This is a genomic window from Streptomyces sp. XD-27 (assembly GCF_030553055.1).
Taxonomy (GTDB): domain Bacteria; phylum Actinomycetota; class Actinomycetes; order Streptomycetales; family Streptomycetaceae; genus Streptomyces.
Map to the genome: position 1 here is coordinate 955,870 of NZ_CP130713.1, position 20,637 is coordinate 976,506.

The following is a 20,637-nucleotide window of genomic DNA, read 5'->3' on the forward strand; positions in this document are numbered from 1 at the left end:
CGGACGCGACGCCGGCACGACGCCGGGCGGGCAGTGCGCACGCCCCCCGCGGAACACCCCCGAGCAGCGGCACGTGACGAACGAAGCGCCTCCTTGTCCTTCAGGCGCCCTCGTCACGACTTCGCCGTGCCGGCAGACCCTTCCTCTTACCCTCCGTATCCCCTAGGCAAAGGCCGAATGTCCGTTCATCCGTTGTCGGACCTCATACGTTTCACCCGCCTGAACTCTCCCTTCTACTCGGATCTCTACGCGGCGCTCCCGCCGGGCGTGGACGACCTCACCGCACTGCCCGTGGTGGACCAGGACGCCTTCTGGGCGGCCAACACCCTTCAGGGCAACCGCGTCCTGACCGGCCCGCTGAGCGAGGCGGTCGTCTACAAGAGCGGCGGCACCACCGGCGCGCCGAAGTTCTCGTGCTACACCCGCGAGGAGTGGCGGGAGTTCGTCACCGCCTTCGGTCAGGGCCTGGTGGACGCGGGGCTGCGCCCGGGCCACCGGGTGGCGGACCTGTTCTACGCGGGAGACCTGTACGCCAGCTTCCTGTTCGTTCTCGACGCGCTGGCCCACGCCCCCGTCGGCAACGTCCGCCTTCCCATCGGCGGGGCCGCTCCCCCGGAGTCCACCGTCCCCGCACTGGAGGACTTCCGGGCACAGGTGGTGGCGGGCACCCCGACCACGCTGTGCCGGCTGGCGGCGCACCTGGTGGCCACGGGACGTCAGCTGCCCTCGGTGGAGCTGCTGTTCTTCGGCGGCGAGGCGCTCTTCCCCGACCAGCGGCCACTGCTGGCCGCCGCCTTCCCGCACGCCGAGCCGCGCTCGCTGGGCTACGCGAGCGTCGACGCCGGGCTGCTCGGCCGTCCGGTCCCCGGGCCGGACCCGCGCGTGCACCGCGCGTTCACCCCGCACACCGTCGTGGAGATCCTCGACGAGACGACCGGTCAGCCGATCCAGGAGGCCGGGCGGGCCGGGCGCGTCGTGGTGACCCAGCTCTACCGCCGCCTGATGCCCGTCCTGCGCTACCCCGCCGGGGACCGCGCCGAGTGGACGGACCCCGAGTCCGGCTGCTTCCGCATCCTGGGCCGGGCCGAGGAGGGCGTGCGCGTGGGGCCCGTGTCGCTGTACGCGCAGGACGCGCTGGCCGCCGTCGCCGAGGCGGACTCCGGCGGCCGCGTCGTGGGCAGCCAGCTCGTGGTGCGGCGCTGGGAAGGCCGCGACGGGCTCGTGTTGCGCCTGGCCACGGCCCCCGGCGACGACGCCGGGCTGGCGGAGCTGGGCCGTGCGGTCGTGGACGGGCTGAACCGGGCCCGGCCGCTGTACCCGCAGAGCGCGGCCGCCGGGCACGTCCACCCGCTCGCCGTGGAGTGGGTGTGCCACGCCGACCTGGTGGTCAACTCCCGCTCGGGCAAGCTGGTCCGGGTGGTCGACGAGAGGCCGACCGCGTGACCGCCACCGACGAGAGGACGGGGAGCGGGCCGCCGTCCGTCCCGCGCACCGGCACAGAGCGCCGCAGGCTGCCGCCCGTCCCGCGCACCGGGGTAGAGCGCCGCAGGCTGCCGCTCGTCCTGCGCAACCGCGCCTTCGGCGCGGTCTGGCTGGGCCAGGTGCTGACCCAGGCCGCGGTCCGCATGTTCCAGGTCGGCGTGTCGTGGTGGCTGGTGGCCTACGCCGTCGGCGCCGGGCGGGGGCTGGCGTCGGGCCTGTTCATGGCCGTCAGCACCCTGCCGGCCGTGGCACTGGCGCCCGTGGTCGCCCGGGTCGTGGCCCGTTGCGCGCGCCGGTCGGTGCTCCGTACGGCCGCGGCGACGGCCGGCACCGCCGTCGCGGGCCTGGCTCTGTGGGCCTCCGGCAGCGCGGCGCCGCCGGTGGCCGCGTACGCGGCGACGCTGGTGCTGGCCTCGTGCCAGGCGTTCTTCGACCCGTGTCTGACCACCTCCGTGCCCGAGCTCGTCGACGACGAGGACATCGAGGCCGCCACCGGCTTCGAGCTGTCCACGCAGTCGCTGGCGAGTCTGGGCGGTGCGCTGCTGGGCGCGCTGGTCGTGGACGCGGCCGGGGTTCCCGGGCTGGCCGCCGGCTGCGCCACCGCCTACCTGGCCGCAGCCCTCCTCGTCACGACGGTCCGTTTCCGTCCGGCCGCCGCGCAGGACGTGGAGGACGGCGCCCAGGCCGCGGGCGGGAAGCCGCGCGGGCTGCGCGACGTGCTGGCCGGGCTCCCGGTCATCCGGGGGATCCTGGTCTGCTTCACCGCGGCCAACCTGTTCACCACCGCGGTCTTCGTGGTCATCCCGCTCTACACCAAGTCCGAACTGGGCGACGGCGGTTCGACCGTGGCGCTGCTGGAGGCGGCGCTGGGCGCGGGCACCCTGCTCGGCTCGGTCACCGGCGCCCGGGTCCCCGGCCGCCCCACGCGCCTGGGGGCCTGTCTGCTGGGCCTGATGGCCGCGGCGTTCGCCGTGGCCGGACTGGTGGCCGGGCGGCTGGTGCTCGCAGGCTGCCTGGTGGTGGCCGGCTGGTGCGTCGGGGTCATCGGCGTGCGCTTCGTGGCGCTGTTCCAGCGGCTCGTGCCGCCCGCGGACAAGCCGGGGTTCTTCGCCGTCATGCAGGCCGTGCTCGGTGCGTCCTTCCCCGTCGCCTCGCTGCTGTTCGGCCTGCTCGGCGACCACTTCCCGGCGCGGACGCTGTGCCTGGTCCAGGCCGCGGGCCTGGTGCCCGCCGCGATCACGCTGGCGCTGCTGCGGGCGCCGGGCACGGACGGCCGGAAGCCGCACCCGTCCGACGAGCCCCACCCGTCCGTCCCGTCCCCCGAGTCGGAAGCCACCGGAGGAGAGAGATGACCGCCGTGATCGACCGGGCGTCGCCGGCCGACATCGCCGAGCTGCGCCAGCTCTACTACGCCGTCTACGGGCCGCACTACCCCGTGGCGCTGGGCACCGACCCCGCCGAGATGTCCCGGCTCATCGGCGACCCCGACACGCTCTGGCTGGTCGCCCGCTGCCCGGACAGCGGCGTCCTCACCGCGTCGGCCGCCGTCCACGGCGAGCCGGGCGGCAGGGTCGGCCGACTGGAGGGCGTGGCCGTGCACCCCGGCCACCGGTCCGGCGGGCTGGCCTCGGCCCTCACCGACGAACTGTGCCGGCGCACGCTGGAGACCGGGCGCCTGGACTCGGTGTACGCCACCGTCCGCACCGTCGGCGCCGGTCCGCAGCGCGTCGTCTCCCGCAACGGCTTCCGGCCGCTGGGCCTGCTGGCCAACGCCGTGGACCTCAGCACCCGTGAAAGCCTCGCCCTCTACGCGCGTCACGCCGCGGGGGTGCTGGACCGCCGCGTCCCCGTCGCCGAGGTGCCGGCCCCGCTGGCCCCGCTGCTCCGCGCCGTCGAGCGCAGCCTGGGCGTCGACTACGGGTCCACGCGCGCGACCGCGCCGCAGCCCCCACCGGCTCACCCGGCCGCACCGGCGAGTCCGGCCGCCCCCGCGGCTGCGGCTCCTCCGGCCACGCCGAGCGCCCGGCTGGAGATGATCGAGGCGCCCGGCTTCGTCCGCCGCCGCTTCCGCGACCGGTTCCCGGGCACCGAGCGCTGGTTCTACCCGCTGCACACGCCCAACACCCTGCTCGTCCCGGACGACGACGGCTTCGAGGTGTACGCGTACCTGAACCGGGCCGGGCGCTACTGCTCCCTGGTCGCCGCCCACCCCGACCCGGAGGCCGCGGCCGCCTGGCTGGAGCCCGTCACCCGCGCCCTGACCCGGGCCGGCGCGGGCTACGTCGAGGCGCTGCTGCCGCTGGCGCGGCACGACCTGCTGTCCGGGTTCCTCGCGCAGGGCTTCATCCCCGGCGCGCTCTACCCGGCGATGCGCCCCGAGCCCGGCGGCGACGGCTTCCACGACTACGTGGTGATGTCGCGGACCGCCGAGCAGATCGACTTCCGCGGCGTGGTCGCCGACGGGCCCCTGCAGCCCTACTTGGACGCCTACCTGTCGACCTGGGCGTCGACCTACCTGCCCCCTTTCGAGGTTGCCTCATGACTCCGACCGCCTCGACCGGTTCGCCGGTCCTCCATCCCACCGTCAACCCCCACCTCGCCCCCGTCGAGGTGCCCGACCCCGCCCTGCTACCGCGCGTCCAGGAACTGTGCGATCTCACCGATCCGTACGCTTGCGGCCCGGAGCAGGACGAGTTGTTCGCCGCGGCCATGGCGGAGATCAACGCCTGGCACGCGGACCGCTCCCCGTTCTTCCGCTCGCTCTTCCGCTCGCTGTCCGACCGGGAGGCAGCCGAGCCGTACGGCGCCCCCTTGGTGCACGCCAACTTCTTCAAGCGGCACGAGGTGCTCTCGATTCCCCGCGACGCGGTGGAGCTGCATCTGACCTCCTCGGGCACCACCGGCCAGAAGTCGCAGATGTTCTTCGACCACTGGACCATCCGCTCCGCCCAGCGCATGGTCGCCCGCATCTTCGAGCGCAACGGCTGGATCACCCCGGAGCAGGAGGTCAACTACCTGCTGTACAGCTACGAGCCCGCGCCCGGCCTGAAGCTGGGCACCTCCTTCACCGACAACTACCTGTGCGACTTCGCGCCCGCCCGACGGGTGGCGTACGCGCTGCGGCACACCGGCGGCGGCCACGAGTTCGACCCGTTCGGCGCCGTGGCGGCGCTGCGGCGGTTCGCCGAGGACGACGTGCCGGTGCGGATCCTCGGCTTCCCCGCCTTCCTGTGGTTCACGCTGGAGCGGATGCGGGCCATGGAGCTGCCGCCACTGGCCCTGCCGGAGGGCTCGCTGATCGTGCTCGGCGGCGGCTGGAAGGGCCACGCCGACCGGCAGATCGGCAAGGAGGAGCTGTACGCCCGGGTCACCGAGCAGTTGGGCGTGCCGCCGGAGCGGATCCGCGACACCTTCGGCTCGGTCGAGCACTGCGTCCCGTACATCGAGTGCGACCACCACCGGCTGCACGCCCCCGTGTGGTCGCGGGTGTCCGTCCGCTCGACGCGCACGCTGGAGCCCCTCCCCCACGGCGAGCCCGGCTTCCTGCACCTGGTCTCCCCGTACATCACCTCCGTACCGGCGCAGAGCGTCGTCATGGGCGACCTGGCGACGCTTCAGCCGGGCCGGGAGTGCCCGTGCGACCTGGAGACTCCCTGGTTCACGGTCCTCGGCCGGGCCGGGGTGAGCCGCAACAAGAGCTGTGCGGTGGCCGCCGCCGAACTGATGAAGGGACTGTCGTGACCACCCCCACCGCAGAGCACCAGCATTACTGGCAGGGCGCGTTCGTCGGCGACGGGGAGGCGGGCCGCCGCCTGGCGGAGCTGGCCGCGACCGTGGAGGCCGCCCTGGCCGCCCCGCTCGACTCCGCGGCCGTGCTGTCCGCGTGCGACGCGCTGGCCACCGCCCTGCGCGACCCCGCCCATCCGACGCGCGTGCGCCTGGCCGCCCACCTGCCCGCCGGCGAGGACGAGGGCGTGCTCGCCGAGCTGGGCATGGCCCTCAGCCGCGCCGAGTTGACCGCCAAGCTCCGCCGCGAGCTGGGCGGTACGGCGCCGCAGCGGCTGCTGCGCCCCGACGCGAAGGAGACCGTCTACGAGGCGTGGGCGCCGGTGGGCCTGGTCGCCCACATCGCGCCCGGCAACGCCGCGACGGTGGCCCCGCTCAGCGTCGTCGAGGGCCTGCTCGCCGGCAACGTCAACGTGCTCAAGACCAGCTCCGGCGACACCCTGCTCGCCCAGCACGTGCTGGCCGAACTGGCCGCGCTGGACCCCACGGGAGCCGTCGCCGAGCGCGTGATCGTGCTGCGCTTCCCCTCGTCGCGGCAGGAGTGGCTGCGCATGATGTGCGCGCCCGCGGACGCCGTCGCGGTGTGGGGCGGCGAAGCCGCCGTCGAGGGCGTCGCCGCGCACGTGCCGCCGGGCTGCCGCCTGGTGGAATGGGGCCACAAGATCTCCTTCGCCTATCTGGCGCGCGATGCCTGGCACGACGAGGGGCGCTCGCGGCGCTGGCCGCCGACGTCTGCGCGTACGAGCAGCAGGCCTGCTCCAGCCCGCAGGTGGTCTACCTCGACACCGAGGACGAGGAGGAGGTCTTCGCGTTCGCGGAGCGCTTCGCCGGCGTGCTGGCCGCGATGCCCGCCCCGGCCGCCGCCGACGCGCCCGGCCGTGCGGAGGAGGCCGAGGTCACCACCACCGAGCTGATCGCCCGGTTGGAGGAGCACCTCGGGCTCACCCGCGTGCACGCCGCGGCCGACGGCTCCTGGCGCGTGATCGCCGACACCCGCCCGGCGCTCACCGCCTCCCCGCTCCACCGGAGCGTCTGGGTCAAGCCGCTGCCGCGCAAGCAGGCGCTCACCGTGCTGCGGCCGATGCGCCGCTACCTCCAGACGGCCGGTATCGCGGGCGGCCGCGCCGACGTCGCCGAACTGTCCCAGCTGGTGCTGGCCGCCGGCGCGACCCGGGTCACGCCGCTGGGCGCAATGCCGTCGGGCTACTCCGGCGAGCCGCACGACGGGGTGTACGCGCTCCAGCGCTACAGCCGCCGTGTCGCGGTGCGGGCCGACGAGCGGTTCGCCACCGTCGCCTGCCTCGACGACCTGGTGCGCCCGGTGCCGCCGCCCCCGCCGGGCGGCCCGCTGCGCGACAAGGCCGCGGTGCAGGAACGGAACGGGACGGTCTCCCGGGCCGACGCGGAGCTGTACTTCCGCAGCGGCGGCAGCACCGGCACGCCCGCGCTGTCGCTGTTCACGTACGAGGACTACGACGCGCAGATGCACGCCGCCGCGCGGGGCCTGCTGGCGGCCGGATACGACCCGCGCCGCGACCGGACCGCCAACCTCTTCTACTGCGGCGGCATGTACGGCGGGTTCATCAGCTTCTTCTCCATACTGGAGCGGCTGGGCGGCGTACAGATCCCCCTCGCCGCCGGCCCCGACCACCGGGCGACGGCGCGGGCGCTGGTGGCGTACGAGGTCGACACGCTGTTCGGCATGCCCTCGTACCTGTGGCAACTGCTGCACGACCAGGCCGATGTACTGCGCTCGTACGGCGGGATCCGCCGGATCTTCTACGGCGGCGAGCACTTCACCGCCGAGCAGCGGCGGGTGCTGGCCGAGGACTTCGGCATCGAGACGGTCCGCTCGCTGACCTACGGCAGCACGGACCTGGGCCCGCTGGGCTACCAGTGCACCGAGAGCACCGGGGGCGTGCACCACCTCCACGCGGACCTCCACTCCCTGGAGATCCTCGATGGGGAGGAGGATCGGCCGGTGGCCGACGGGGAGACGGGCCGCCTGGTGTTCACCACGCGCGCGCGGCGGGGCCAGGACCTGGGCCGGTACGTCATCGGGGACCTCGGCCGGGCCGTGCCGGGCCCCTGCCCGTGCGGCAGCCGCGCCCCGCGGTTCGAGCTGCTGGGGCGGCTCGGGACGTGGTGCGGGTGGCGACGTACTTCCTCAACTACCGGCGGTTCGTCGCCCTCGCCGAGGAGGGCCTGGGCCACCGCGGCGAGACGCAGCTCGTACTCGCCCATGACGGCCGGCGGGAGCGGCTCACGGTCCGCATGGAGCGGGCAGCCGGCGAGCCGCGCGCCGCACGGGCGCGCGAGGTCTTCCTCGCGGGCTACCCGGAGCTGCGGGCGGCCGTCGGCGAGGGGCTGCTGGAGCTGGAGGTGAGGGAGGTGGACAGCGCCGCCCTGGAGCGGACACCGGGCACCGGCAAACTGCGGACCGTGGTCGACACGCGCCAGGAGCCGGCCACGGCCGGGGCCTGACACCCCGTCAGCACGGTGTGCGTCCGGTCGGCCGGTCACCCGGCCGACCGGGTCACGCGACGGTCGGGCGCGGCGGCATGGGAGTGGTCGCCCGTGCGGTGGACGAACTGCTCAACCGGGAGGTCGCCGTCAAGATCCTGCGGGCCTTCACCGACACCTCGGCGCCCGAGCTCGCCGACCTGCGGGCCCGGGTGCAGCGGGAGGCGCAGGCCGCCGCCCGCATCCGGCACAGCGGCGTGGTCACCGTGCACGACGTGACCGAGGAGCAGGGCCTGCCGGTCATCGTCATGGAACTGGTCGACGGCCCCTCGCTGGACGATGTGCTGGCGGAGCGCGGCACGCTGGAGCCGTCCGAGGCCGCGGCGATCGTCACCGAGCCGCTGCCCGAGCCCCGGCGAGCCGGACCGCTCACGCCGGTGCTGCGGGCGCTGATGGCGAAGGAGCCGGAGAACCGGCCTTCCGCCGGCCAGGCGCGCGAGATGCTGGAGAGCGTCGCCGAGGGCAGGACGTGGAACGCCGCGCCGCCGGCCCCCGTTCCTCCGCCCTCCGTCCCTCCAGGCTCCCTTCCTACGCCCCCCGTTCCTCCGACTCCCGTTCCTCCGGCCGCGCCCGGCTTTGGCCCGCCGACTCCGCCCGGGGCCGGTGACGTAACGTTCCACCAGCCTGGCGACGGCCGCCCCACAGGACGCACCGCGGCCCGCCGCGCGCGGCGCCGCAGCCGCACCGTCATCGCCGCGGCGGCCGCCGTCGCGCTCGTCGGAGGCGGCCTCACCTACGCGTTGATAGGCGAGCACGGTGGTACGAACGGCGACGAGGCGCAGGCGGCGCGGCCCGGGGCCGGTTCCCCCTCGGGCACCGATCGGCCGAACCCGGGCAACGCGACCAACGACATGAGCCCCCCGAGCGCCTCGTCCTCCGCGGGCTCACACGGCAAGCCGTCCGGCACCCCCTCGCAGCGGCCGAGCCGGGCGGGGGACGGCGACACGGACCACAAGGCCGCCCCGCCGTGTCCCTGACCAAGTCCGGAACGAAGCTCTGGTACCACTGCTCCGTCGTGAACGCGTACGGCCACAACTGGACCTACGTCCGCGTCGCCGGCACGAGCACGACGGGCTGGATGTCCAACGACAACCTCACCCGCCAGAGCGGCCCGTCGACCCGCTGCTAGGGGGCGACGGGCAGCTGCCGCTTGTGGTCGGTGAGGCGGTAGCGGCGGACGATCGTTTCAAAGGACCGCTCGTCCACCGGCTTGCCCTCCAGGAAGTCGTCGATGTCGTCGTAGGTGACGCCGAGCGCGTCCTCGTCGGCCTTGCCGGGGTCGAGGGTCTCCAGGTCGGCCGTCGGGGTCTTCCACACCAGCTCGGCCGGCGCGCCCAGCGCGTCCGCGACGGCGCGCACCCGGCGCTTGGTCAGGCCGGTCAGCGGGACCAGGTCGGCGGCGCCGTCGCCGAACTTGGTGAAGAAGCCGGAGACCGCCTCGGCGGCGTGGTCGGTGCCGACGACCAGGCCGTCGTGCGCGCCGGCCACCGCGTACTGGGCGATCATGCGCTGCCGCGCCTTGATGTTGCCGTGCACGAAGTCCTGGTGGTGGGCGTCGCGGAAGCTCACGCCGGCGGCCAGCGAGGCCTCGAGCGCGGCGTCGCTCGCGGGCTTGATGTCCACGGTCAGCACGTGGTCGGCCCGGATGAAGGAGAGCGCGAGCTGGGCGTCGTACTCGTCGGCCTGGACCCCGTAGGGCAGCCGCATCGCGTAGAACCGCGCCTGGTGCCCGGCGGTGCGGGCCCGCTCGACGGCGAGCTGGCACAGCCGGCCGGTGGTGGTGGAGTCGACGCCGCCGCTGATGCCGAGCACGAGGGAGCGCAGGCCGGTGGAGGTCAGCCGCTCGGCGAGGAAGGCCACCCGGCGTTCGATCTCCCGCTCGGCCTCGAAGATCTCGGCGACCTGGAGTTCCCGGGCGATCTCCTGCTGCAGGGCGATGGACTCCGGCTCGCTCACGACTGCTCCCTGTTCCGGTTCACGATGTGCGGTCGGCCCACCCTACCCAGCACGTTTTGTGGGGAACCCGGCGCCCACCCGACGCGAGAGCCGGGCCCTCAGCCCGCCCCCGCCCCGGAAAGGACCGCACGACTCAAACACAGAACCCTCGTCAGCGAATTGACAAGCCAAGAAATTGACAGGGGGCGTCACAATATGCCCCCGGCGACTCACTGAACCAGCAGCTGTTCACGGGTACTCGGGAATTGACAAGGGGCGCGACGATATGCCCCCGATAACTCGCTGAAACAGCAGCTTGTTCACGGTCTTTCAGGAATTGACAGAGGCGTGACTATTGCCTACGGTCCCGTCGCGTCAGGTTTTCACCGATCGCACCCGAGGGTATTCATGACCGCGTCCCCAACGTTGCCGAAGTTCAGGCAGCAGTTGATCCTTGCCGTTCTCATGTTGTGCTCACTGCTGATCTGGCTGGACAACACCGTCCTGAGTACCACCTTGGAGACCCTCGCAGACCCGGTCCATGGACTGGATGCCAGCCCGGCCGAGCTTCAATGGGCCACTGGCTCGTACACTCTGGCCTTCGCCACCTTGATGTTCACCGCAGGCGCACTGGGTGATCGCTTCGGTCACCGGACTGTGCTCGCAACCGGATTGGTGATCTTCGCCGGGTCCTCGGTGTGGGCGGCGTACGCAGGCGACGCAGGCCAACTGACTGCCGCTCGAGCCGCGATGGGAGTCGGCAGCGCGCTGATCATGCCGGCCAACCTGGCCATCCTCATGTGGACCTTCACCGGCCCCGCGCGGGCAACCGCGATCGCCATTTCCTCGACATCCGCCGGCGTCGGAATGGCTGCAGGCCCGGTGTTGGCAGGGTTGCTTCTCGACCATTTCTGGTGGGGCTCGGTCTTTCTGGTCAATGTCCCGGTCGTGGCGCTGGCGTTGGTCGGGATCGCCATTCTGGTCCCGAATTTCCGCAGCCCCGTCCTGCGGCCGCTGGACCCGGCTGGAATGCTGCTGTCGATCAGCGGGCTCGCGGCGTTGGCCTACGGGCTGATCCGTGCGGGGCAGGTGACCGCCTGGAGCCGCACAGACGTCTGGGCGCCGATCGCCGTCGGGCTGGTCCTGCTGGCCGCTTTCGTACTCGTCGAACTGCGCATCAAGATGCCCAGCTTCGATCCCCGACTGCTCGCGCAACGTACATTCGGTGGCGGCAACGCGGCACTCGGATTGCTCTTCCTTGCCATAGCCGCCGTCACCTTCTATAACGCGTTCTATCTGCAGGGCGCACGCGGCTTTTCGCCGATGGAGGCGGGCTTGGCCAGCCTCCCGACCGCGCTCGGCGCGACCCTGGGGGCGACGCTTGGCGCGCGTCTGGTCCGCCGCTGGTCGCTACGCCTCATCACCGCATCAGCGCTCACCGTGGCGGCGCTGACCATGGGCGCGTACGGGTTCCTCGGACTGCACACCCCGCTCATCTGGATCGAGATCCTGTTGTTGGTCCAGGGCCTCTCCATCGGCATGGTGATCGGCCCGGTGACGGCGGCATTGATCAGCTCCCTGCCGTTGGAACGGGCCGGTGCCGGGTCGGCCGTCACCAACACCGTGCGACAGACCGGCAGCGTGATCGGGATCGCCGTCGGCGGCACGATCATGTCGATCGTGTATCGGCGCGCGATCGAGCCCTCGCTCAGCGATGTACCCGGGCCGGTGCAGGACCGGGCGCGGATTTCCGCCGAACAGGCCCGGCATGTCGCCACCGCGACCCACCGGCCCACGCTTGCGCACGCCGCCGATGATGCGTTTATCCACGCTATGCACGTCGGCGCGGCCTGGATCACGCTCATCGCACTCTTCGGAGCAGCTGTGCTGGCAATTGCCTTGCGTCCTGCCGGAAAGCCCACGGGGCCGGCGCAGGAGCCGGAATACGATCGAGGAGGCAGCCGCTCCGTGACGGGGACGACCCCCCGTTCCGGACCGGCCACGTGAACCCGGACCCGGATATCAGGTGGACCCCGGAGTGCACCGTCATTCGGTCTCCGTCACCGTCCGGTACGCCTCGTGGCGTACGTCAGGGTCCGGGTGCCTGCGCAGCAGGCGCAGCAGCGACCGCCACTCCTCGGGCCAGCCGAGGGCGTTGCCCGTCCCGGTCACCAGCCCGGCCGCCAGCAGGCCGCCGACCGTGCCGCCGTCCCTGGCCAGCCGGTCGGCGGCGGCCAGCAGTGGCCCGGTGTGCTGCGGCAGCGCTCGGTGCGCCCAGGAGGTCCACAGCCGGCCCGCGGTCTGCGCCGCGACGGTCACCCCGGCGTCCTCCAGAGCGTCCGCCAGATCCCGCAGGCGCCCGAGGAGCGCGGCCGGCTCCGCGGTGCGGTCCACCAGCCTGCGCAGCAGGTCGGCGCGTTCGGCCGCCAGCAGCGGTTCCGGTGCCAGCTGTTCGGCGAGCGCCTCGAGCACCTCGGGCCGGTCGCCCTGGTCCGAGCCCGGTGACACCAGGGTCCGCAGCCGCTGCAGCGCCGGCAGGTCCCGGTCCTCCAGCGCGTCGCAGCCGCCCTCGGGCCCCTGTGCCGCGGCCAGCAGCTCGGCCACCGCGCCGTGGAACACACTGCCCTCGGCCGCGCCGCCCACGGGATGCGGCAGCTCGGAGGTGGCCAGGTCGCGCAGCACCCACGCCGCGTATGTCCAGTGCGTGCGGCTGCCGAGGTCGCAGACCGTACGGGCGATCCGGTCGGCCAGCCCGGGGGCGTAACGGGACCAGACACCCGCGGCCCGCAGCGTGCCGTAGCCCGCGAAGCCGTCGGCCGACGCCAGGCACGCGTCGTACGCCGCGTCGACCACGGCGGCGTACCCGGGGCGGTGCGCATCGGCCAGCTCCCATGGGGTGACCCGCAGGAGCGAGTCGAGCACGGCCGGGGCGCCGTCGCGTGCGGCGTCCTCGAGGAGGGGCCATGCCTCAGGCGCGCCGAGCAGCGGCGGCAGCGCGCGGACGACGGCGGACCGCACGTCCGGGTGGCGGTCGGGGGCGTGGAAGGCGCGCGCCAGCAGGGCCGCCGCCCGCCGCGGCGGCAGGAAGCGGGCCGCGAGCCGTACGGCCTCCTTGCGGGAGGTCACCTTCGCGGCCTGCTCCCCGGTCAGCAGCGCGCCGAGTGCCTGGGCGAGTTGGGACGGGGCGGTGAAGCGCGCGGCGCGTGCCGCCGCGTACACGGCGACCCGCGCCCGGTCGCCGCCGGCCTGCTCCAGCAGTACCGGCAGGGCGTCCTGCGGCCGGTCGGTCCAGGGCAGCGCGCCGAGCGCCGCCTCGGCGACGACCACGTTCCCGTCGTCCTTGTGCTTCATCGCCAGGGCGCGTCCCAGCTCCGGGACCGGTGCGGCGGCCCGGATCGCGGCGGCCCGGTCGTCGAGCGGAAGGGAGCCGTCCGCGGCCGCCTGCCCGGCGAGCCGTGCCGCCGCTCGCTGCTGGCGGGGCAGCCAGCGGTCGCTGTCGCCGAGGTCCGGCAGCGGCCGCCGGGCGCCGCGCACCAGGAAGCGGCCGTACGGCGGGGTGTCGCCGAGCAGCGCGTCCAGCAGATCCGTGCGCCGCCGGGCCAGCACGCGCCGTACGGGCGTAAGGACGGCCGCCGACGGTTCGAGCGCGACGATCCTGGCGACCCGTTCGTCACGGGTGGCCGGTGCGGCCAGCCACAGCTCCGCGGCCGCCGCGAACGTCTCGTCGTCGCCGCGTTCCAGGGCCGTGGCCAGCATGTCCTGCAGCTCCGGCAGCAGCCGGGCGCGCGGCCCCAGCGCGTCGGCCAGGCCCAGCAGCAGCCGGAAGTCGGCCCGATGGGCCGCGGCCTCGAGCCATGGGCGCAGTGCTTCGAACACCTCGCGCTCCTGGCCTCGGCGCAGGACCCGGTGCAGCGGGCCGAAGTCGGGCACGCCGGCCCGGCCCGCGATCCGCTCCAGGGTGCGCAGCGCCCAGGGCCGCAGAGCCGTTTCGCCATCCGTGGCGTGCTCGACCAGCACGCGCTCGGAGAGTGTGCGTACCGCCGTGCGGCTCTTGACCGAACCGTCCCGTGCCTCCAGGGCGTCGACGGCGATCCGGTCCAGCAGCGCGGCGTCGTCGGAGCCGAACAGCCCCGGGCGCACTCCGGCGAGGGCGTCGAGCGCCGCGGCGCGCACCGGGTCCTGCTCGTTGCGCAGGCGGCTCATCTCGGCGAGCAGTTCGGTGACCGCCTCGCGGCCGCCGTCCCGGGCGGCGCAGGCCACCAGCAGCGGCCAGGCGACGGCCCGGTCGGCGGCGTCGGGCCGTCGGACGGCGGCGAGGAGCGCGGGCCGCGCCTCGTCGAACGGGCCGTGGGCGAGCGTGTCCAGGTCGTCCGCCCACCAGTTCTCGCCGGTGAACGCGGCCGCCGCCCGCCGCACCTCCGCCCAGCGGCGTGTCCGGGGCAGCAGGTCGAGAACGCCGAGAGCCTGCTCGCCGCGCGCCCCGCCGGCGGTGACCGCGTCGAGGAACGCCGGGCGCAGGCGGGGGGCCATGGCCTTCAGCAGCGCGGCGAAGTGGTCGCCGCGGCGCAGCCAGTGGTGGCCCAGCGCGGGCAGCGACGCGGGCGCGGCCCGTACCAGCCTGCGCAGCACTCCCGGCGGCGGTATCGGCTCGTACCGCTGTTCGTGCCGGTCGGGGGAGGTGATCCAGCGGATGACGCGCTCGGCGTCGGCGGTGACCAGTGCGCCGAGTCCGCTGCGCAGCGCGGGAGGCAGGCTGTGGGGCCCGTACCGCTCCAGCAGGGTCAGTACCCGCTCGGGGCGGAGCGGCGCGAGTGCCGCGACCGTCGTGGCGTGGAGGCGCCACCAGTCCTGACGCTGCTGTCCGCCCGCGCGGTCGGCCAGGGCGGCCTCGGCGTGGTCCAGCACCGGGTCGGGGTGCCGGCGCGCGAGCCTGGTCCAGCCGTCGACGGCGTGCGCGAGTGCGGGCAGGTGCCGTGCCACGAAGGGGGTGGAGCAGGCCGGCAGCAGGCGCGCTGCCTCGGCGTCGCCCCATTCCGCGCGCAGCCGCGCCACCAGCCGTTCGGCGAGCGCGGTACGGCCGCCGGAGGCGAGCAGGCGTGCCAGCCGGTGCCGCAGGGCGGCCGGTGCGTCGTCGTACGCCGCTTCCACCGCCTCGTCCGGCACGGGCAGGTCACGGACGGCGCGCAGCGCGTACCCGGCGACGACCGGGTCGGGGTCGGCCAGCCGCGCGGCGAGGAAGCCGGCGTCCTGTCCGGCGGTGGCGGCCAGCGCCGCGAGCCGCCGCTCGTACGGCCCGCGCGCGTCCAGGTCGGTGAGCAGCGGGGTGAGTCGCCCGTCGTCCGCAAGCCGGCGGGCGGTCCTCGCGGTGAGGGAGAGGCGGGCGGGGAACGGCAGTGGTTCGAGTGCGGAGAGCAGCTGCTCCGCGGTGGTCGGCATCCGCCGATTGTGCCCGCTGGTGATCCGTCCGCGCGATGCGGTTTCAGGAGGGCGGGCAGCCCTGTCGATGAGGGCGGGTGGAGCGGCGGGTGCCGACGAGGTCGTGGGTGAGCTGGGCGAAGGCGCGCGAGGCGGCGCTGCGGTAGGCGCCTTCGCGCTGCAGGAGGGTGACGCTGCGGGCGGGCAGGGGCGGGGCCAGGGCGACGGGGGTGAGGTGGGGGTGGTCGTGGGTGATCGCGTCGGGCAGGACGGTGGCCAGACCGGTGCGTCGGACGATTTCGGTGAGGGCCTGGATGGAGTCGGCCTCGACCGCGATGCGGGGGGTGACGCGGTGGTCGGTGAGGTAGGCGTCGATGTGGCCGCGGGTGGCGAAGTCGCCACTGAGCAGCGCCAGTTGCCGGTCTGCCAGGGCCCGGACCGGTAGGGGCTCCGGCGGCGTCCGGCTGTGGTGGGCCCCGGTGACCAGGCTGAGGGTTTCGGTGAACAGCGGGGTGGCGGTGATACCGGGTAGGTGGGAGCCGGCGAAGGCGATGCCGAGGTCGAGGTCGTCGGCGAGCAGCCCCGCTTCGATGCGTTCCTGGGCCATCTCCACCAGGGTCAGGTCGACCCCGGGGTGGCGGGTGTGGAGCTCGGCGGCGAGCGGGCCGATGAGGTAGGCGGTGAAGGTGGGGGTGACTCCCAGCCGAAGGTGGCCGCGGGAGAGGTCCTGCACGTCGTGGACGGCGCGTTCGGCGACGGCCAGGTCACGCAGGGCGCGCCGGGCGTGGTCGGTGTAGACGGCGCCGGCGTCCGTGAGTCGCACGGTGCGGCCGGTGCGGTCCAGCAGTTGCACACCGAGGGTGCGCTCGAGCTGCTTGATCTGCTGGGACAGGGTGGGCTGGGAGATGTGCAGGTCTTCGGCGGCGCGGGTGAAGTTGCCGTGTTCGGCCACGGCGAGCAGGTAGCGCAGGTGACGCAGTTCCAGGGTGGCCATACCCAGAACTATAGACATGGCCAATAGCAATCATGGTGAACAGCTCTTGGACGCTATAGACGCAGGTCATGCACAGTGGATCGCACCAGCCCACGGAGGCCGGTAGCCACCGAAGGAAGTGACCCATGCCCGACCTCGCCGACGGCATCGCCCGTTTCCAGCAGGACGTCTTCCCGGCCAAGGCGGACCTCTTCGCCCATCTGGCCGCGCACCACACGCCGCACACGCTGTTCATCGGCTGCTCGGACGCCCGTGTCGTACCGGAGCTGATCACCCAGGGCGAGCCGGGCGAGCTCTTCGTCATCCGCACCGCCGGCAACCTCGTCCCCGCCTACACGCCCGGTGCCAACGGGGTGACGGCGAGCATCGAGTACGCCGTCGCCGTGCTGGGCGTATCCGACATCGTCGTCTGCGGGCACTCCGCCTGCGGAGCGATGACCGCCCTGGCCGAAGGCCACGACCTCAGTGGCGCCCCGGTGGTCGCCGGCTGGCTGCGGCACGCGGACGCCGCCCTGGCCCGCACTGCCGGTAGGGAAGCAGGCCCGCGGAAGGTAAGGGCCCTGGTCCGGCAGAACGTGTACGCGCAACTGGCGAACCTGGCCACCCACCCCGCTGTCGCCCGGGCTCTCTCGGAGAAGAAGGTGACGCTGCACGGCTGGGTCTTCGACATCGCCACCGGCCGCGTCGAAGCACTCGATGCCACCCGTACGGGCACGGCCCCCGCGTCCTGACCAGGGCCAGACCCCGCCCCCAAGAACCTGCCATTCCGCTTCTTCCGTTCTTCCCACGCGGACCGGCACGCCCCCAGAAAAGGAGCCCCTCTCATGGTGCACGCCCAGTTCGACCCCCACGCCCGCCAGGCCCTGGCCGCTCAGGCCGTGGCGGCCAAGACCCGCAAGAACCTCACCTGGCAGCAGATCGCCGACGCCTCCGGTCTGTCGGTGGCGTTCACCACCGCCGCGGTCCTCGGCCAGCACCCCCTCCCCGAAGCGTCCGCGAAGGCCGTGGCCGAGCTGCTGGGGCTTGACGAGGACGCGGTGATGCTGCTGCAGACGATCCCCACCCGCGGCTCGATCCCCGGCGGCATCCCCACCGACCCGACCGTCTACCGCTTCCACGAGATGCTCCAGGTCTACGGCACCACGCTCAAGGCACTGGTCCACGAGCAGTTCGGTGACGGCGTCATCTCCGCGATCAACTTCAAGCTGGACGTGAAGAAGGTCGCCGACCCCGAGGGCGGCGAGCGCGCCGTCATCACCCTGGACGGCAAGTACCTGCCGACCAAGCCCTTCTGACAGGCACTCGCCACCGACCCTCGTCGGGTTCGCCGCGCAGGGGCCTCGTCGCCTCACCGGGCCTCTGCGCTGCCGCCTTCCTGTCCGGGAGGAGTCTGGTGCACGATGACGTTGCCGCCCTGGACCGCGAAGACCTGCCCGCCGTCCTTGGCGACGTTGTTCTGCACCCATGCGCGCTGCGTCTCGGGCAGCCGCCGCTGGATCTCGCTGACCAGCTCCCGTAGTTCGCCGGCCACGTCCGGGTGCTGATCCAGCAGCGATTCGAGCTCCAGCAACCATACGGGGAGCAGGCTCCGGCGCGCCCGCTCGGCGTCGGCCGCCCGTACGACGAGGGCCGCGTTGTTGTCCAACTGGGCCTCGATGGCCGCCTGCCGGTCTTCTCCCCGGCCGCGGAACAACCTCGCGACCCCGTCACGCGCGGCCATCCAGGAATCCGTGGCCATGGCTCCGACCACCGTGGTTCCCCCGGCCAGGATCAGTTCCTCCAGCATGATGCTCCTCCCCCTGCGCTCCCACGAACACTGCCCTGTAAGGGCATTGTCCATGGAGCGATCGCGTCTCGCCCCCGATGCGTTCCTTCCGCCCGGGACATCCCGGCGTCCGTATGTGACAGGGAATCGTCATTGCCGTCATGGACGGGCGGTGGTGAGGATGGGCGCATGCCCCTTCCGCACCGTGTCGTCATCGCGGTCTTCCCCGATGTCGATCTCCTCGACGTCACCGGCCCGGCCGAGGTCTTCGCGCTGGCCAACCGGGAGACCGCGGGCCACGCCCGCTACCAGGTCCGCCTCGCCGGGCCGGTCGCCGGCGCGGTCCGCACGTCGGCGGGGGTGCGGCTGCTCACCGACGTGGCTTTCGACGACGTCGGCGCGCAGGTGGACACGCTGCTGGTGCCGGGCGCGGTCGACATGGCCGACGACGGCCCTCTCGCCCGGATCGACAGCGCTGTCGTGGCGTGGGTGAAGGAGACCGCCCCGCACGCCCGGCGGGTGGCGTCGGTGTGCGTGGGCGCGCACCTGCTGGCGGCGGCCGGGCTGCTGGACGGGAGGACGGCGACGACCCACTGGTCGACCGCCGCCCAGCTCGCCGCCGACCATCCGGACGTCACGGTCGACCCCGATCCGATCTTCGTCCGCACCGACCGCGGCCGGCTGTGGACCGGGGCGGGAATCAGCGCCTGCCTGGACCTCGCCCTGGCCCTGGTCGCCGAGGACCTCGGTGAGCAGACCGCGCTGGCGGTGGCCCGGCAACTGGTGATGTACCTCAAACGGCAGGGCGGCCAGAGTCAGTTCTCCGTGCCGCTCAGCCGCCCCGCCGCCACCCGCCGGGACATCGACGAGCTGCGGCTGTGGATCGCCGACCACCTCGACGAGGACCTGTCCGCCGGGGCCCTGTCCGCCCGGATGTGCCTGAGCGAACGGCACTTCGCCCGCGTCTTCAAACAGGAGACGGGCAGCAGCCCCGGCGCCTACGTCGAAGCGGCCCGCATCGAGGTGGCCCGGCGCCTGCTGGAGACCACCGACTGCCCGCTCGACCAGGTCGCGGCCGCTTCCGGGCTCGGCTCGGCGGAGACCCTGCACCGGGCGTTCAGGCGGCAGCTGACCACCACCCCGGCGGCCTACCGCCGCCGCTTCCGCACGCAGCCGACCTGACCTGCCGCACCCACCTCTTCTGCCTGGCATGGAGCGAGGCGGAGACCTTCGCCATGCCCACTTCCGTGATGAAAGGTTCCTGATGAGCACGAACACCGCGTCCACGACCCTGCGCGACCTGAGCGGCCTGGACAACCAGCCGCCCCGGCTGAGCGAGTCCGTCCTGATCATGATCGACTTCCAGAACACCTACCGCACCGGCGTCATGGCCCTGGAAGGCGCCGAGGAAGCCCTCGCGGCGGGCGCCCGCCTGCTGGAGCGCGCCCGCGCCGCGGGCGCCCCGGTCATCCACGTCATCAACGACGGCGGCGAGAACACCCCGTACGACATCCGCGCCCGCATCGGCTCCATCAGCGACGAGGTCGCCCCGGTGGACGGCGAACCGGTCGTGGTCAAGCAGGTCCCCAACGCCTTCCACGGCACGGACCTGGAGAAGACCCTGAGCGACCTGGGCTTCGCCCCGGGCAGCGGCCGCAACCTCGTACTGGCCGGATTCATGACGCACATGTGCATCACCTTCACCGCCGAGGGCGCCTTCTACCGCGGCTACCGGCCCACCGTCGTCGCCGAGACCACCGCCACCCGCGCCCTCACCGCCCCGGACGGCACCGTCCTGCCCGCCACCGCCCTCCAGACCGCCGCCCTGACCACCATGACCGACCTGTTCGGCCTCGTCGTCCCGACCGCCGACGCCCTCCGCGCCTGAGCGGTACGCGGGACACCCTTCCGCGGGCGGCAAGGGCCCACGCCAGGAAGGGTGTCCGCCGTGGCGGACACCCTTCTCACCGCTCTTCGTCGAACCCGTGCTCCGCGACGCGGATCTTCCGGAACTCGGCACGGGCGTCCTCGGTGTAGGCGCCCACGCTGCCCGCCGTGTACGGGCGTTCCCGGTCCTCGAAGTCCACCAGCGGATGGTCGTTCACCACCACCGTCATCCGCGGGCCCCGCTGCCGCACCCTGATGTCCGACCAGGTACCGACCGGAAAGGGCGGCGAGCCGGTGGCCAGGAACCGCTGCCCGCCCCGGTAGTCGGGGTCCCGCTTCCCCAGCTCCCAGCCGTTGGGCTTGAGCGCCAGATAGTAGAAGTGCTCGGGGTCGGTGTACGCCCACACCAGCCACGCCACTTCCCACGGGTTGGGCTCGGGGCTGCGCAACTGCTCGGCGGTACGCATCCGCGCCCGGTAGTCCACCCGCTCATAGCGTGCGGTGGAGACCACCAGTGCGGCATGGGTGCGGGCGGGTTCGCGGGCCGCGCGCGGGGTGAGCGTCAGCTCGTCCGCCCCGCCGCCGTTGCTCCCGTACCCGTGGAAGACCGACCGCCACGGCCCGTACACCGCGCCGTCCTGCCAGGACGGGACCGGCTCGTCCCGCCGCCCCTCTCCGCGGACGCGGTCCACCACGAGTGCGCCGCTCACCGCGAGGACGGCGATGAGCACGATCCCTGCGAACCGCCGGAAGGCGCACCACCGCACGGACGTCATGCCGACGGATCATACGAGCCCGATGCCCGGTCGCCCAGTGGGCGCCCGTCGTCCGCCGCCGCTCCGCTCGCACC

Annotated in this window: 17 protein-coding genes and 1 pseudogene; 13 read left to right on the forward strand and 5 right to left on the reverse strand. The window is 73.5% G+C overall.

Going from position 1 to position 20,637, the window contains the following annotated elements; all coding sequences use genetic code 11:
* Positions 1-177: 177 nt before the first annotated feature.
* The 8 genes and pseudogenes from Q3Y56_RS04075 (at position 178) to Q3Y56_RS04110 (ending at position 8,920) form a co-directional block, all read left to right on the forward strand.
* Positions 178-1,443, forward strand: a complete 1,266-nt coding sequence (locus Q3Y56_RS04075; RefSeq protein ID WP_304460607.1) for a phenylacetate--CoA ligase family protein — start codon at positions 178-180, stop codon at positions 1,441-1,443.
* The gene (locus Q3Y56_RS04080) at positions 1,440-2,834 is read left to right on the forward strand and encodes an MFS transporter (RefSeq protein WP_304460608.1); all 1,395 of its coding nucleotides are present in this window, start codon (positions 1,440-1,442) and stop codon (positions 2,832-2,834) included. Before Q3Y56_RS04075 ends, Q3Y56_RS04080 begins: the two co-directional genes overlap by 4 nt.
* Positions 2,831-4,024 (forward strand): GNAT family N-acetyltransferase, encoded by a 1,194-nt coding sequence (locus Q3Y56_RS04085; RefSeq protein WP_304460609.1) that lies wholly within the window; start codon positions 2,831-2,833, stop codon positions 4,022-4,024. The genes Q3Y56_RS04080 and Q3Y56_RS04085 overlap by 4 nt, the downstream gene beginning before the upstream one ends.
* A complete protein-coding gene (locus Q3Y56_RS04090) occupies positions 4,021-5,223 on the forward strand; it encodes an acyl-protein synthase (RefSeq protein ID WP_304460610.1) in 1,203 nt (400 codons plus the stop codon). Before Q3Y56_RS04085 ends, Q3Y56_RS04090 begins: the two co-directional genes overlap by 4 nt.
* 131 nt (positions 5,224-5,354) lie before the next feature.
* Positions 5,355-5,900, forward strand: a pseudogene (locus tag Q3Y56_RS04095) (aldehyde dehydrogenase family protein); the annotation flags it as partial.
* 17 nt (positions 5,901-5,917) lie between these two features.
* Positions 5,918-7,654 (forward strand): acyl-CoA reductase, encoded by a 1,737-nt coding sequence (locus tag Q3Y56_RS04100; RefSeq protein WP_304460611.1) that lies wholly within the window; start codon positions 5,918-5,920, stop codon positions 7,652-7,654.
* A gap of 175 nt (positions 7,655-7,829) precedes the next feature.
* The gene (locus Q3Y56_RS04105; RefSeq protein ID WP_304460612.1) at positions 7,830-8,768 is read left to right on the forward strand and encodes a protein kinase; all 939 of its coding nucleotides are present in this window, start codon (positions 7,830-7,832) and stop codon (positions 8,766-8,768) included.
* Positions 8,759-8,920: a hypothetical protein gene (locus tag Q3Y56_RS04110; RefSeq protein ID WP_304460613.1), complete on the forward strand. Its 162-nt coding sequence runs from the start codon at positions 8,759-8,761 to the stop codon at positions 8,918-8,920. Before Q3Y56_RS04105 ends, Q3Y56_RS04110 begins: the two co-directional genes overlap by 10 nt.
* On the opposite strand, the gene nadE is transcribed toward Q3Y56_RS04110, so the two are convergent.
* Positions 8,917-9,747, reverse strand: coding sequence for an ammonia-dependent NAD(+) synthetase (gene nadE, locus Q3Y56_RS04115; RefSeq protein ID WP_304460614.1), 831 nt, complete (start codon positions 9,745-9,747; stop codon positions 8,917-8,919). The two genes, Q3Y56_RS04110 and nadE, sit on opposite strands and share 4 nt — an antisense overlap.
* Positions 9,748-10,134: 387 nt before the next feature.
* Here nadE and Q3Y56_RS04120 point away from each other — a divergent pair, with 387 nt between their 5' ends.
* Complete coding sequence (locus tag Q3Y56_RS04120) at positions 10,135-11,733, forward strand: MFS transporter (protein ID WP_304460615.1); 1,599 nt, start codon at positions 10,135-10,137, stop codon at positions 11,731-11,733.
* A 39-nt stretch (positions 11,734-11,772) separates the two neighbouring features.
* On the opposite strand, the gene Q3Y56_RS04125 is transcribed toward Q3Y56_RS04120, so the two are convergent.
* Both Q3Y56_RS04125 and cynR read right to left on the reverse strand, forming a co-directional pair.
* Positions 11,773-15,162, reverse strand: coding sequence for a hypothetical protein (locus Q3Y56_RS04125; RefSeq protein ID WP_304460616.1), 3,390 nt, complete (start codon positions 15,160-15,162; stop codon positions 11,773-11,775).
* A gap of 43 nt (positions 15,163-15,205) precedes the next feature.
* Positions 15,206-16,126: a transcriptional regulator CynR gene (cynR, locus tag Q3Y56_RS04130; RefSeq protein WP_304465464.1), complete on the reverse strand. Its 921-nt coding sequence runs from the start codon at positions 16,124-16,126 to the stop codon at positions 15,206-15,208.
* 134 nt (positions 16,127-16,260) lie between these two features.
* On the opposite strand from cynR, the gene Q3Y56_RS04135 reads away from it, so the two are divergent.
* Both Q3Y56_RS04135 and cynS read left to right on the forward strand, forming a co-directional pair.
* Positions 16,261-16,866, forward strand: coding sequence for a carbonic anhydrase (locus Q3Y56_RS04135; RefSeq protein WP_304460617.1), 606 nt, complete (start codon positions 16,261-16,263; stop codon positions 16,864-16,866).
* Between the two features lie 93 nt (positions 16,867-16,959).
* Entirely contained in the window at positions 16,960-17,430 is a 471-nt protein-coding gene (gene cynS, locus Q3Y56_RS04140) for a cyanase (protein ID WP_304460618.1), read from the forward strand.
* 53 nt (positions 17,431-17,483) lie between these two features.
* Here the strand turns inward: cynS and Q3Y56_RS04145 are convergent, their stop codons facing one another.
* Complete coding sequence (locus tag Q3Y56_RS04145) at positions 17,484-17,921, reverse strand: hypothetical protein (RefSeq protein ID WP_304460619.1); 438 nt, start codon at positions 17,919-17,921, stop codon at positions 17,484-17,486.
* A gap of 168 nt (positions 17,922-18,089) precedes the next feature.
* Between Q3Y56_RS04145 and Q3Y56_RS04150 the strand changes: the two genes are divergently transcribed.
* Both Q3Y56_RS04150 and Q3Y56_RS04155 read left to right on the forward strand, forming a co-directional pair.
* Positions 18,090-19,082, forward strand: coding sequence for a GlxA family transcriptional regulator (locus Q3Y56_RS04150; RefSeq protein ID WP_304460620.1), 993 nt, complete (start codon positions 18,090-18,092; stop codon positions 19,080-19,082).
* A gap of 82 nt (positions 19,083-19,164) precedes the next feature.
* Complete coding sequence (locus Q3Y56_RS04155) at positions 19,165-19,788, forward strand: isochorismatase family protein (protein WP_304460621.1); 624 nt, start codon at positions 19,165-19,167, stop codon at positions 19,786-19,788.
* Between the two features lie 76 nt (positions 19,789-19,864).
* On the opposite strand, the gene Q3Y56_RS04160 is transcribed toward Q3Y56_RS04155, so the two are convergent.
* The gene (locus Q3Y56_RS04160) at positions 19,865-20,563 is read right to left on the reverse strand and encodes a family 16 glycoside hydrolase (RefSeq protein WP_304460622.1); all 699 of its coding nucleotides are present in this window, start codon (positions 20,561-20,563) and stop codon (positions 19,865-19,867) included.
* Positions 20,564-20,637 lie beyond the last annotated feature (74 nt).

Bases quoted from the DNA above. Each gene is read 5' to 3' on its own strand.
- Q3Y56_RS04075 (WP_304460607.1), top strand. From the start codon at position 178: ATGTCCGTTCATCCGTTGTCGGACCTCATACGTTTCACCCGCCTGAAC.
- Q3Y56_RS04085 (WP_304460609.1), top strand. From the start codon at position 2,831: ATGACCGCCGTGATCGACCGGGCGTCGCCGGCCGACATCGCCGAGCTG.
- Q3Y56_RS04090 (WP_304460610.1), top strand. From the start codon at position 4,021: ATGACTCCGACCGCCTCGACCGGTTCGCCGGTCCTCCATCCCACCGTC.
- Q3Y56_RS04100 (WP_304460611.1), top strand. From the start codon at position 5,918: ATGGGGCCACAAGATCTCCTTCGCCTATCTGGCGCGCGATGCCTGGCA.
- Q3Y56_RS04105 (WP_304460612.1), top strand. From the start codon at position 7,830: ATGGGAGTGGTCGCCCGTGCGGTGGACGAACTGCTCAACCGGGAGGTC.
- Q3Y56_RS04120 (WP_304460615.1), top strand. From the start codon at position 10,135: ATGACCGCGTCCCCAACGTTGCCGAAGTTCAGGCAGCAGTTGATCCTT.
- Q3Y56_RS04125 (WP_304460616.1), bottom strand. From the start codon at position 15,162: ATGCCGACCACCGCGGAGCAGCTGCTCTCCGCACTCGAACCACTGCCG.
- Q3Y56_RS04135 (WP_304460617.1), top strand. From the start codon at position 16,261: ATGCCCGACCTCGCCGACGGCATCGCCCGTTTCCAGCAGGACGTCTTC.
- cynS (WP_304460618.1), top strand. From the start codon at position 16,960: ATGGTGCACGCCCAGTTCGACCCCCACGCCCGCCAGGCCCTGGCCGCT.
- Q3Y56_RS04145 (WP_304460619.1), bottom strand. From the start codon at position 17,921: ATGCTGGAGGAACTGATCCTGGCCGGGGGAACCACGGTGGTCGGAGCC.
- Q3Y56_RS04150 (WP_304460620.1), top strand. From the start codon at position 18,090: ATGCCCCTTCCGCACCGTGTCGTCATCGCGGTCTTCCCCGATGTCGAT.
- Q3Y56_RS04155 (WP_304460621.1), top strand. From the start codon at position 19,165: ATGAGCACGAACACCGCGTCCACGACCCTGCGCGACCTGAGCGGCCTG.
- Q3Y56_RS04160 (WP_304460622.1), bottom strand. From the start codon at position 20,563: ATGACGTCCGTGCGGTGGTGCGCCTTCCGGCGGTTCGCAGGGATCGTG.